The sequence below is a fragment of the Streptomyces sp. NPDC055078 genome (assembly GCF_053607985.1).
In genome coordinates, this window is record NZ_JBSGUP010000203.1 from 1 (window position 1) to 12,170 (window position 12,170).

A 12,170-nucleotide genomic window follows, 5' to 3' on the forward strand; every position below is an offset into this window, starting at 1 on the left:
CCACCCGCGACGAGGCACGGCTGTTCTTCGTCTCCGACGGCACCCTGGACTCCGTGGACGAAGCCGCCCTGGCCGGTGCGGCGGACGGCTACGGCCTGGACGACAAGGGTGTGGCGGTCTACCGCGCCAACCGGCCCGGCGCGAGCCCGGGGGACCTGCTCGCCGCCGTCGTCACCGACTGGTACTTCCGCGTCCCGGTCGTCCGTGTCGCCGAGGCACGCGCCGCCGGGAGCACGGCCGGCACCTGGGTCTACCGCTTCGACCATCCGGAACCGGCGGCCAACGACGGCCTCGGCGCATGCCATGGGGCGGAACTTCCGTTCGTGTTCGGCACCATCGGCCAGGAGGCGGTCCACCGGCGTATCGGCGACCGGCCGTCGACGGACGTCGCCGACACGGTCCGCTCCGTCTGGACCTCGTTCATCAGACACGGGGAGCCCGGCTGGAGCGCCTACACCACGGGTCGGCGCACGACCGGATTGCTCGACCGTACGGTCACCCCGGCCGACGACCCGTCCGGCGACGAGCGGGCCGTATGGGACGGCGTCTGCTGAGGCTGTCGAAGTCCCGTCCGCCCGACGTGCCATGGCACACACCCGCTGGGAGAGGAAGCGATGGAATCGCCCCGCAAGCCCCGCAAGCCCCGCAAGCCCCGCAACACTGTCGACAGCGCCGGGCTGGCCGCTCTCCTGGCCTCCGGGGCGCCCCCCGCGCTGCTCGATGTCCGCGAGCGGGGTGAGTACGTCCGGGGGCACATCCCGGGCGCGACCACCCTCGCGCGGGGTCTGCTCGACATCTGTGCCGGCGATGTCCTGCCCGGCCTCACCACACCGACGGTCCTCTACTGCGACGACGGCGAACGCAGCCGGCGCGCGGCAGACACCATGACGCGGCTGGGCTACCGGGATGTCACCGTGGTCCGGGGCGGCTTCACCGCGTGGCGGGCCGCGGGCGGCGCGTGCGAGTCCGGCGCCAATGTGCCCGGCAAGGCGTACGGCGAGCGGCTGGCCGTGGAGTGCGGACTGCCCGAAGTCGAACCGGCGGAGGCCGAAGCCCTGATCTCCGCCGGGACCGCCCTGGTGATCGACGTACGCGACGCGAAGGAGTACGCCTCCGGTCATCTCCCGGGGGCGGTCCATGTGCCCGGTGGTGAGCTGCCGGTGACCGTCGCCGGACTGCGGGCCGCCGGGGCGCTGCCGGACACCGTGATCGTCCACTGCGCCGGCCGAACGAGGGGGCTGCTCGCCGTGGACGCCCTGCACCGGCTGGGCGTCCGCGGGGCGAGCGCGCTGCGCAACGGAACGATGTCGTGGCTGATGTCCGGCCGGGAGCTGGAGACCGGCCCCGGCGACGGGGGGCCGGAACCGACGGCGGCCGGGCGCGACTTCACGGCCCGCCACGCCCACCGTCTCGTCCGGGAGGCGCGCATCCAGCCGATGTCGCCGCAGGACATCGCGCGGGCCCGCGCGGACGGCGCCTGTGTGTATGTGGTGGATGTCAGACTGCCCGAAGAGTACGCCGCCGGCCGTCTCGACGGCGCGCTCTCCATCCCCGGCGGTCAGCTGGCGAACACCGCCGACGAGTACATCGGCCACCGCCGAGCTGCCGTCGTGTGCTACTCCGGCCACCAGGTCAGGGCCCGGATCGCCGCCGAACTCCTGCGGCGTATCGGCTATCCGAACGCGACCTGGCTCACGATCGGTTTCGACGCCTACCGGGCGGCGGGCCTCCCGACGGGATCCGGGGTGCCGCGGTGGGCCGGGAGAGCGGTTCCCGGGCTCGGCGAGGCACGGGCCCTGATCCCGGCGGCGACCTGGCGGTCCCTCGCCGGTCCCGGTGCCCCGCTGGTGGTCGATGTGCGCCGCAGCAGCGAGTTCGCCGTCGGGCATCTGCCGGGGTCGGTGTGGGTGCCCAGGGGCGACCTGGAGCGGAGGATGCCCGGCGTGGGCCCGGACCGGCAGGCGCCCCTGGTCGTGGTGTCCAACCGCGACATCCGCTCCGCCCTGGCCGCGCGGACGTTGCGGGACCTCGGGTACACACGGGTGCGGCGGCTGGCCGGCGGACTGCGCGGCTCGGCGGCCGGACATCACCTCGTGGAAGGGCTCGACGGGGCGGAGGTGAGCCTGCGTGAGGCCAAGGAGGACGTAAACCTCACCGGCGAACGCGGGGAGATCCTGCGACCGGACCACACCGATATGCGGCGCTATCTCGACTGGGAGCTGCGCCTCGGCCGTCACACCCGGAGGTGAGTGGTTTGTCCTGGGAGCGCACGGGGTTCTCCCCGATGGCCGGCCCGGCATAGCGGCGGCCCGGATGGAGATCGATCAGCCCTTCGGTGACCTGCTCGACGCGGAACTCCACGTCTGCGTCGGCAGACACGGCAGTGTGCGGCTGGCCGCGACCGCCTGCGGTATCAGCCAGCCGGCGGCCTCCCGCCGTCTCCATCTGATGGAACGCCGGGCGGGGACCCGGCTCTACGAGTTCAGTACGAGGGGCGCCAAGCTCTCCGCCGCCGGCATGTTCTGGGAGGCCGAGGGCCGGCGGCTGCTGGAGGACCTGCGGGACGCCGCGGTCCGGTTCGACCGGGAGTTCCTGGCCACCGGGAGCCGGTTGCGGATCATCGCGGGCCAGGTGGTCGCGGAACATCTGCTTCCCGCCTGGCTGCTGGGCTGGTCGGACGGCGGTGACCGCTACTGCCACATCGAGGTCGGCAACTACACATCGGTCCAGCAGGCGGTGCTCAAGGGAGAGGCCGATCTGGGTCTGCTGGAGCTGAGCGGAGCGGTCCCCGAGCAGTTCGACTCGGTGCCTCTCGTCGGCGACCGCCTCGTGCTCGTGGTCAGCCCCTCGCATCCGCTCGCCGCGCGGAAGAGTCCGCTCACCCTCGACGAGCTGGCCAGAATGCCGTTGATCCAGCGTGAGCCGGATTCCGGCACCCTCCTGGCGCTGACCCGGATCCTGCGGGCGGAAGGACGGCGGCCGGCGCACGCCGCGATCGAGGTGGGTTCCGCGTCCGCCGTGAAGTCGGCGGCCACCCGCGGTCTGGCCCCGGCGGTCGTACCGAGGATATCGGTGACCGAGGAGATCGACTCCGGGAAGCTGTGCGAGCTGCCGGTGGCGGGGCTGGAGATACGGCTCACCGTGTACGCGATCCACCGGCGCTCGGTGAAGCTCACCAGGACGGCGAACTCCTTCCTGGCGTCGGCCATCCGATCCGCCGCGTCACCGGACCGTCTCCCCGCCCGCCGCGCTCCGGCGCCCCCTCCCCGGCGCGCGGCGGTACCGGGTCATCGCGGCGACGCGCCACCGGTCTCCGTCCACCGGGACACGAACCAGTCCACCTCACCGGTGTCCGGGTCGTAGGCGCGGCGCGGCAGCTGTCCGATGTCGGCGCCGTACACATGGATGCCGACGCACGGGGTGTCGCCGCCGCACCGCACCTCGTGGACGTCGTCGTCGGTCGTGCAGCAGACGGTCACCTCGCCCTCGGTCCACTCATGGGCGCCGGCCGGCACCAGCGGTCGTCCGGGCACCGCCGGCTTCTCGTATCTGACCTCGGCCTCGACACCGGCGTAGATGCCCACCACGCCCCAGGTCTCATGGCCGTGGACCGGGGTGCGCTGGCCGACGTCCCAGACCGCCGCGGCGATCGAGAAGGAACCGTCGGCGGCGATGTGCAGCGGGTACATCACATAGCGCGTGGGGCCGGGCCGGGTCACCGCGCGGGGCAGGGCCGGCCGGGACGCGAGCAGCGATCTGAGCCGGTGGGCGACGTGTGCCGTCAGCTCGTGCTCGTCCGCTGTCGTGTCCATCAGCTGCCGCACCTCACGGGCCAGTCGTTCGACGGCCGGGACGGCACCGAATCCTCCGCTGGTCATCGATCTCCGCATGGGGGTCTCCCGGGGTGGGTGGCTACTTCTGGCCGATGTAGGTGCCGCGCAGTCCGAGGTCGATGTCGAGGCGTTTCAGTGCCTCCTCGACACCCACTTCGGCGATCGTCTCCCGCAGCCGGCGCTGGAAGGGCCTCATGGTGAGCTTGTCCTGCACATAGCCGTCGACGCCGTGCTCAAGTTCTGCCTGGATGCCCGCCAGTTCCCACCGCCGGTTCACCGACCGTTTCATCGTCGCCACGACCTCGTCGGGCATGGCCGCCAGCCGGTCCGCCAGCGCCATGGACTCCGCCATCAGCGTGCCGGCGGGTGCGCATCTGGTGACCAGGCCCAGCTCCGCCGCGCGCACCCCGTCGATCACGTCTCCGGTGAGCAGGAACTCCTTGGCCCCGCGGTAGCTCAGCATCCACGGGAACACGTTGAACATGGGCGGGGCCAGGCCCAGCCTGATCTCGCACATGCCGATCTCGGCGTCGGGTGTGATCAGGACGTGGTCGAACACGGCGGTGAGGTAGACCGCGGCGCCGAGGCACATCCGCTCCACCGCGGCGACGAACGGGAGGGGGCTGCGCCAGATCCGCCAGAAGGTGTCGGTGGCGATGTCCGCGTGTTCCAGGACCCTCTGCCGCAGGGTCTCCGGGTCGGCGGTCAGGCTCTCGCTCATCGGCTTGAGATCGGAGCCGGAGGAGAACATACCGCCGCTTCCGGTCAGTACAACGGCGCGTATCGAGGGGTCGCCCTCCAGTTCGGTGACCGCCGCGCCGAGGTCGCTCAGCAGGTCGTTCGTCAGTGAGTTGCTGTGTTCGCGCCGGTTGATGGTCAAAAGCGCCACCGGGCCGGTCTTCTCCACCAGGAGCTGCACGGAGTTCCTCCGATCGGGGGTTACGGACAGGTGTTACGGACAGGTGTTGCGGGTCGTGCCGGGGTGTCAGGGGATCAGCCCCAGGTCCCGCGCCGCCGAGCGCAGCGCCGCCCGCCGGTCGCCGGGTGTGCCGCGCGGCCAGAGCCGGTCCCGGTCGACCTGGACGACGATGTCGTCCACGCCTTCGGCGGCGTACCTGGCCACGAGCGCCGGATCGGCGTCGGCGATGCGTACGTACGAGGTGAAGGGGCCGGTCCGGCCGCGCTCGGCACGCATCGACGCGAGGGCGTCGCGCAGCCGCAGCGCCTCGTCCGCGGTGGGGATCCCGGAGCTGAACCATCCGTCGCCGATGCGCGCCGCACGCCGCAGCGCGGCCGGGGAGTTGCCTCCGACGATCAGCGGGATCGCGACCGGCCGGGGGTGGACCCTGACGCGGGGCACCGGGAAGTGCGTGCCCTGGTAGGCGAACCACTCCCCCGCCCAGGCCAGGCGCAGGATGTCCAGCGCCTCGTCCACCAGCGCGCCGCGGCGGTGGAACGGCACCCGCAGGGCGGCGAACTCCTCGGCGATCCATCCCGCGCCCACGCCCAGCATGAAGCGTCCGCCCGAGACGTCGTGGAGCGTGGCACCGTGGCGGGCCGTGGTGAGCGGATGCCGGAGCGCGACCAGGTGGATCCCGGTGGCGAGTTTGATCCGTTCGGTGACTGCGGCCATCGCGCCGAGCGTCACCCAGGGGTCCAGCAGTTCGGTTCCGGATCGCAGGGCGGTCTTCCGGGGGCCGTCCGCCAGGGGGTGGGGGCTGCGGTGTTCGACGGTGACGATGTGTTCGGCGAGCCACAGGGTGTCGAACCCGAACTCGTCGGCGGCTGCCGCCAATTCCAGCGCCTCACGGGCGGGCAGGTCGTACACGGCGAGGCCGATGCTCATGGTGCGCTCCGGGAGGGGGCCGGCCCGTCGCCGCGGCGGGTGGGGATCGCGTCGAGCAGGGAGCGGGTGTACGGGTGTCCGGGCCGGGTGTAGACGGTGTCGGTGTCCCCGGCCTCCACGATCCGGCCGAGACGCAGCACGATCACCTTCTGCGCGATGTGCCGGACGACGGCCAGGTCGTGGGAGACGAAGAGGTAGCTGACGTTCAGCGAACTCTGCAGGTCCGCGAGGAGGTTCAGGATCTGTGCCTGGATCGACAGGTCCAGGGCGCTGGTCGGCTCGTCGCAGATGACGAGCCGTGGCGACATCATCAGGGCGCGAGCGATGGCGATGCGCTGACGCTGGCCGCCGGAGAACCCGCCCGGATAGCGGTCGGCGGCCTCGGCCCCCAGGCCGACCCGCTCCAGCATGTCCGCCACCCGGCGGTTCAGCGCGGCGCGGTCCGGACGCTCGTGCACCCGCACAGGTTCGGCCAGGAGGTCGCCGATCGTCCTGGTCGGGTTGAGGGAGCCGTACGGGTCCTGGAAGACCACCTGGAGGTCCGCGCTCAGTGCCCTGCGTGCACGGAAGGGGGCATGGGTGATGTCCTTCCCGGCGAACTCGACGGCCCCGGCGCGCACGGGTGCGAGGCCGAGGATCGCCCGGCCGATGGTGGACTTCCCCGATCCGGACTCCCCGACGAGGCCGACGGTCTCACCGCTGCCGATGGAGAAGCTCACTCCGTCCACGGCGGCGACGGCGGACCGGGAAGCCCTGTGGGTGGTGCGGTATCTGACGACGAGGTCACGCACGGTCAGCAGGGGTGTTTCGTTCATTCGCGCCTCCTTCGGCTTCGGCCAAGAGGTGACTGCGTACGCATCGGGCATGGTGGTGGGGCGCCGGTTCCGCCAGGGCGATGGGGTGCGCCGCGCACTCCGCCACGGCGAGGTGGCACCGGGGCCGGAAGCGGCAGCCGTCCGGCCGGTCGCCGGGCGCGGGGACCGTGCCGCGGATGGTGGCCAGTCGCCGGCCCGGCTGGGACACATGGGGGTCCGCGGCGAGCAGGCCCTGGCTGTACGGGTGCAGCGGGCGGTCCAGGATGCCGGTCACCGTGCCCATCTCGACGATCTCCCCGGCGTACATGACCAGGCAGTGGGCACAGGTGCCCGCCACGACACCCCAGTCGTGGCTGATCAGCAGCATCGCCATGCCGGTCTCCCGCTGGATGCCGGTGAGCAGCCGCAGGATCTCGGCCTGGACGGTGACGTCCAGGGCGGTGGTGGGCTCGTCGGCGATGAGGACGGACGGTTCACCGGCGAGCGCGATGGCGATGGCGACCCGTTGCGCCATGCCTCCGGAGAGCTGGTGCGGGTAGAGGCGTGCCACCTTCCCGGGGTCGGGGATGCGCACCTGTTCGAGCAGTCGCAGGGTCCGTTCCCGGGCGGCCCGCCGGCCCCGGCCCGAGTGGACGTGTACGGCCTCGCCGATCTGGTTGCCCACGGTGAAGTTCGGGTCCAGCGCCGCCATGGGGTCCTGGGAGATGAACGCGACGGTCGAGCCGCGCAGCCGGGCCCGGTCCCGTGCGGTCATCGTTCCCGTGTCCACACCGCCGATCGTCACCCGCCCGCCGGTGACCCGGCCGCCCGCGGGCAGGAGGTCGAGCAGGGCGAGGCAGGTCAGGGTCTTGCCGCAGCCGGACTCCCCGACGAGGCCGATGGTCTCGCCGCGCCCCAGGGAGAAGCTGACGTTCTGCACGACCACGTCCCAGCCGCCGGCCGCCCGCCGGGACGGGAGCGCCACGGTCAGGTTCTCGACGCGGATGACGGGGTCGTCCGGGCCGGCCGCGCCGGGTGCCGGGGGCGGCCGGTCCGGGGTGTGGTCCGGCTGCGGGGCGGGCGGCGCGGCGCGGCGCCGGTGGTCCCGCTCGCCCGACCAGCGTTCCGCGGTCGCGTCGCGGACGGCGTCCCCGAGGAGCACCAGCGCGATGACGGACAGGGCGACGATTCCGCCGGTGGGCACGAGGAGCCAGCGATTCAGTTCCATCGCCGTGGAGGCGTCGGCGACCATCCCGCCCCAACTGGGTGACGGTGGATTGACGCCGAGGCCGAGGAAGTTCAGTCCGGTCTGCGTCAGCAGCGCGCTGCCGGCGATCACCGACAGGTTGACCAGGACCGGGCCCACGACCCGGGGCAGGACATGGCGGAAGGCGATCTGCGCCTGGTTGAGTCCGGACACCCGGGCCGCCGCGATGTACGGCTCCCGGCTCACCGAGATCGCCGCGCCGCGGGTCACTCTCAGCAGCCCCGGAGCGAAGATCATTCCGAGTGCGGTCATCGCTGCCGCCATGTTCTGGTCGAACAGCGCCAGCACCATCAGCAGGACGACGATCCCGGGCACCGCGAGGAGCACATCGGCGACCCGGGTCGTGACCGCGTCCGCCCATCCGCCCGCCAGGCCCGCGAACACGCCCACCGGAACGGCCAGGAGCACCGCGACGCCGACGGCCACGAGCGCGAGCCCGAGCGCCGAGTCGCCCGCGTAGAGCAGCCGCGACAGCACATCCCTGCCCAGCGTGTCGGTGCCGAGGAGGTGGTCGGCCGACGGCCCGGCCAGGATCGCCGCGGGGTCCGGCTCCAGCGGGTCGTAGGGCGCGATCCAGGAGGCGGCGAGGGACGAGAGGGTGACCGAGGCGAGGAAGGCCAGGGAGGCGAGCGCCACCGGTTTGCGCAGCACCCGGTGCCACAGCGCGGGGGCCCTGACCGCCCGGGCCGACTCGGTCGTCGTCTGGACTGGGCTGGTCATCGCACCCTCACCTTCGGGTTGAGCCACGCGTAGACGAGGTCAAGGATCAGGTTCACGCCCATCACCAGGAGCGCGAAGTACACGGCGACCCCCTGGATCATGGGGATGTCGTGGTCGGCCGTCGCGCGTATCGCCAGGCTGCCCAGGCCCGGCAGGTCGAAGACGTGCTCGATCACGACGGCGCCGCCCAGGGAGCCGATGAACAGCACACCGGACACCGTGACGACCGGGATGGAGGCCGCGCGCAGCGCGTGTTTGAACAGGAGCGACCGTTCGGGGATGCCATTGGCCCGCAGATTGCGGACGAAGTCCCGGCCGTCCACGTCGAGCAGCGCCTCCCGGGTCTGCTTGGCCACCGCGGTCATGCCGTGCAGGGCGAGCGCGGCCACCGGCAGCACGAGCGACCACAGCCAGCGGGAGGGCGACTCTCCGAACGGGACGTAGCCGCCGGACGGGAACCAGCCCAGGGACACGCTGAGCACGGCGATCAGCAGCAGCGACACCCAGAAGTTCGGCAGCGCCATGCCCAGTACGGAGACGACATCGGACAGGCGGCGGCTCAGCCGGCCGCCCCGGCTGCTGAGGACGCCGAGCGCCGCCCCGGCGAGGGTCGCCACCACCGTCGCACCCACCACCAGCGACAGGGTGACCGGGAGCCTGGTGTTCAGCGCGGCCACAACGGACTCGCCGTTGAGGGGGGACTGCCCGAGCGAGCCGTGGACCACATCCCCCAGCCAGGTGAAGTACTGGGTGTGCAGCGGCTCGTCGAGCCGGAGTTGCCGCCGCAGCACTTCGATCTGTTCGGCGGTGGCCGTCGACCCGGCCATGGTGACCGCCGTGTCACCCGGGATGAACCCCTGGAGGACGAAGACGATGACGGAGACCACGAACAGCAGCGGCACCGATATGGCTATACGCCGGAGTATCACCGAGAGCATCGCCCACTCCTCGACGGGCGGGTGCGGGACGGCACCGCGGGTGGCGGCGGGTGTGCGCCGGCCGCCACCCGGCCGTCAGGCCGCGCGGAAGAACTGGAGGTTCGCATAGACGATCCACTTCGAGGGGGCCATCTGCTCCTCGATGCCCTTCAGACCGGGCCGGGAGTAGTAGACGGTGTCCTCCACGGAGAACGGCGCGAACCACGCCTGTTCGAGCCAGCGCCGCTGAATCCGCTCCCAGAGCCGCTGCTGCTCCGCCTCCGTCGCCAGGGCGATCCGCCCGAGCAGGTCGCCCACCACCGGGTCCTGGGTGCGCTGCGGGTTCAGGAATCCGAGGAGGCGTTCCACGGTGTACCCGTGCATATCGTCGTTCTTGCCGAGCCACATGGCGGCGGGGACCTTGTTCGCGGCCACGGCGCCCACCCATTCGGTGACCGAGGCGGGCACCTTGACATCTACCTTGACGCCGATCTTCGCCCACTGGGAGGCGATGACCTGTGCGGACTCGGTCCATCCGGGGCCGGCCTTGTAGGCGTAGAGCCGCAGGGTGAACCCCTTCGGGTAACCGGCCTCCGCGAGGAGCCTTCTGGCCTTCGCTACATCGTGGGGGTAGAAGTCCTCCAGAGCGGACGAGTACCCCAACTGGCCGGGCAGCGCCAACTGCTGGGTCGGCTTCCCGGCATCCCCGGACAGCAGCGCCGCGATCGCCTTCCGGTCGAGTGCGTGGTTGAGCGCCTGCCGGACCCGGACATCGGCGAGCGCCGGCGTCAGCGCGCCTTCGCGGTCCATGAACGACACCAGGGCCGGAATCGAGGGGGTCCTGTGGACCTTCAGGCCGTAGCCCTTCGCGGACCGGGCTGTTTTCGGGGAGCCGATCATCACGTCGACCGAGCCCGAGCGCATCTTGAGCAGGGTGGCGTTCTCGTCCGGCATCACCTCGATGACGAGCTTCTTGAAGTGCACCGACTTCTTGTCCCAGTAGTGCTCATTGGGTACGTAGGTGTACCGCTGGTTGGTGATCGTCTGACCGGGGTCCAGCTTGTACGGTCCGGTGCCGAACGTCCGGGTGCCCAGCTTCCGCGGATCCTTGAGCGCGCCGGGGCTGGCCACATGGCTCGCGGTCTTCTGGTGGGACAGCACCGCGAGCAGACTCGGGTCGGCCTTGTTCAGCGTGATGCGCAGGGCCAGCGGACCCGTCACCTCGACCGACTTGAACCGGTAGCTGGCCGCGAACGGTCCGCCGGCCCTGGGTACGTACTCCAGCCAGTTCTTCACCCCGTCCGCGGTCAGCGGTGCCCCGTCGCTGAATCTGACACCGTCGCGCAGCTTCAGTTCGAAGACCTTCTTCGCCGCGTCGGCATAGCGCCAGGAGACGGCGAGCCCCGGTTTGTAGCCGTCCGCGGCCCGGAACAGGAACGGGGTGTAGGCCGGCTCGATGAACCACAGCAGCGGGTTGTCGCCGCCGCTGCGCGCCGGGTCGAGTGACAGGGGCGGGAAGGTGGACGCGATCGTCAGGACGTCCTTGCTCTGCTGCCCGGCCCGGGGTTTCGCGCCGCCCGCGCCCTGACAGGACGTGAGCAGCAGGCCCATGGCGAGGACGGCGGCCAGCACCGCCGTCACCCGTATTTTTGTGGTGCACGGCTTACAGGAGTGAGGCATCGTGCCTCCTTCACCAGAAGGGATACGGCTGTCTACCGCAGCGGCACGGTTTCCAGGGCGAGAAGTCTCGCCGCGTTGTCGTACAGGGCCTTCCGCATCGATTCCTCCGTCAGCCCGAGGCTCCGGAACCGTCCCACCGACTCGCCCAGCGGGGCGTACGGATAGGCCGTTCCGAAGAGCAGCTGGTCCTGAAGGAATGTGTTCGCCGCCTGAACGTACTGCTCCGCGCCGGGCACGAACATGTACACGTCGGGGCAGAGATAAACATTCGGGTGCTTGAGTGCGACACTGATGATCTGCGTGACCCAGGGATAGCATCCGTGTCCGGCGACCAGAGGAAGGTCGGGGAAGTCGCGGGCGACATCCTGGATATCGGCGGGGTGGTCGAACCTGATGTTCCTTCCGTACATCGGCCCGGTCATCAGGACGACGGGGACACTCATCTCCTGGCACAGCTCGTACAGCGGATAGATGCGCCGGTCGTTGTAAAGCGCTTCGTACCGGGTCCTGGCCGGCTCGATATGGATGCCCTTGAACCCGAACTCCTCGATGCAGCGCCGTGTTTCCGCCAGGGAGTCGTGCAGCTCATTGCTCACATCGATTCCCGCGATACCCACGAGCCTGCCGGGGTGCGCCGCCACGAGGTCCGCGATGTGGTCGTTCGGCAGCACCCCGTTCTGCCGCTCCTCCGGAGGTGTGTCCGGGCGGGTCCAGGGGGCGACGGGCGAATTCCTGCCCAGCGCCACCGTCAGACCGATGCCCGCCTCGTCCATTTCGGCGAAGAACAGGTCGACGTCCCGCTTCAGGAACGACGGAGCCGGGGCCCGCACGCCGAGCCGGAGGTTGGCGACGATCGTCTTCTGTCGTACGAAGTAGCTCAGGAATTCTTCCGTCGGCGGTCGCCCGCGAAAATCGATGATGGTGGGCGGCTGGGCCGGCGCCGCTGCTGTGTTGTCACCCATGGTTCATCCGACCTCCGTTCTCCTTGGTGGTTTCTCTTTCCCTGCTGTCCGCTTCTTTGTGGGTCGTCTTCTTTGTGGGTCGTCTTCTGGTGGGACGTCCTCTTCCCGCACGCCGTCCGCTGTGCCTCAGGCCGATCGGCCGGTGGTCCAG

11 protein-coding genes are annotated in these 12,170 nt (G+C 70.9%); 3 read left to right on the forward strand and 8 right to left on the reverse strand.

Annotation, left to right across the window (positions count from 1 at the left end; genetic code table 11):
- The 3 genes from ACWF94_RS18690 to ACWF94_RS18700 form a co-directional block, all read left to right on the forward strand.
- On the forward strand, positions 1-554 hold a 554-nt coding region (locus ACWF94_RS18690; RefSeq protein ID WP_453489055.1), incomplete at its 5' end, for a carboxylesterase family protein.
- A gap of 60 nt (positions 555-614) precedes the next feature.
- The gene (locus tag ACWF94_RS18695; protein WP_453489058.1) at positions 615-2,249 is read left to right on the forward strand and encodes a rhodanese-like domain-containing protein; all 1,635 of its coding nucleotides are present in this window, start codon (positions 615-617) and stop codon (positions 2,247-2,249) included.
- 64 nt (positions 2,250-2,313) lie between these two features.
- A complete protein-coding gene (locus tag ACWF94_RS18700) occupies positions 2,314-3,363 on the forward strand; it encodes a LysR family transcriptional regulator (protein ID WP_453489061.1) in 1,050 nt (349 codons plus the stop codon).
- Here the strand turns inward: ACWF94_RS18700 and ACWF94_RS18705 are convergent.
- From ACWF94_RS18705 to ACWF94_RS18740, 8 genes are all read right to left on the reverse strand, one after another.
- Complete coding sequence (locus tag ACWF94_RS18705) at positions 3,288-3,878, reverse strand: hypothetical protein (protein ID WP_453489064.1); 591 nt, start codon at positions 3,876-3,878, stop codon at positions 3,288-3,290. The genes ACWF94_RS18700 and ACWF94_RS18705 overlap by 76 nt on opposite strands.
- 34 nt (positions 3,879-3,912) lie before the next feature.
- Complete coding sequence (locus tag ACWF94_RS18710; protein ID WP_453489067.1) at positions 3,913-4,752, reverse strand: enoyl-CoA hydratase/isomerase family protein; 840 nt, start codon at positions 4,750-4,752, stop codon at positions 3,913-3,915.
- Between the two features lie 66 nt (positions 4,753-4,818).
- Positions 4,819-5,679 (reverse strand): TIGR03619 family F420-dependent LLM class oxidoreductase, encoded by an 861-nt coding sequence (locus ACWF94_RS18715; RefSeq protein ID WP_453489070.1) that lies wholly within the window; start codon positions 5,677-5,679, stop codon positions 4,819-4,821.
- Complete coding sequence (locus ACWF94_RS18720; protein ID WP_453489072.1) at positions 5,676-6,494, reverse strand: ATP-binding cassette domain-containing protein; 819 nt, start codon at positions 6,492-6,494, stop codon at positions 5,676-5,678. The genes ACWF94_RS18715 and ACWF94_RS18720 overlap by 4 nt, the downstream gene beginning before the upstream one ends.
- Positions 6,463-8,460, reverse strand: coding sequence for a dipeptide/oligopeptide/nickel ABC transporter permease/ATP-binding protein (locus ACWF94_RS18725; RefSeq protein ID WP_453489075.1), 1,998 nt, complete (start codon positions 8,458-8,460; stop codon positions 6,463-6,465). The genes ACWF94_RS18720 and ACWF94_RS18725 overlap by 32 nt, the downstream gene beginning before the upstream one ends.
- The gene (locus ACWF94_RS18730) at positions 8,457-9,398 is read right to left on the reverse strand and encodes an ABC transporter permease (protein WP_453489078.1); all 942 of its coding nucleotides are present in this window, start codon (positions 9,396-9,398) and stop codon (positions 8,457-8,459) included. Before ACWF94_RS18730 ends, ACWF94_RS18725 begins: the two co-directional genes overlap by 4 nt.
- A gap of 75 nt (positions 9,399-9,473) precedes the next feature.
- Positions 9,474-11,018, reverse strand: coding sequence for an ABC transporter substrate-binding protein (locus tag ACWF94_RS18735; protein ID WP_453489081.1), 1,545 nt, complete (start codon positions 11,016-11,018; stop codon positions 9,474-9,476).
- A 71-nt stretch (positions 11,019-11,089) separates the two neighbouring features.
- The gene (locus ACWF94_RS18740; protein WP_453489084.1) at positions 11,090-12,019 is read right to left on the reverse strand and encodes an amidohydrolase family protein; all 930 of its coding nucleotides are present in this window, start codon (positions 12,017-12,019) and stop codon (positions 11,090-11,092) included.
- Positions 12,020-12,170: the final 151 nt, after the last annotated feature.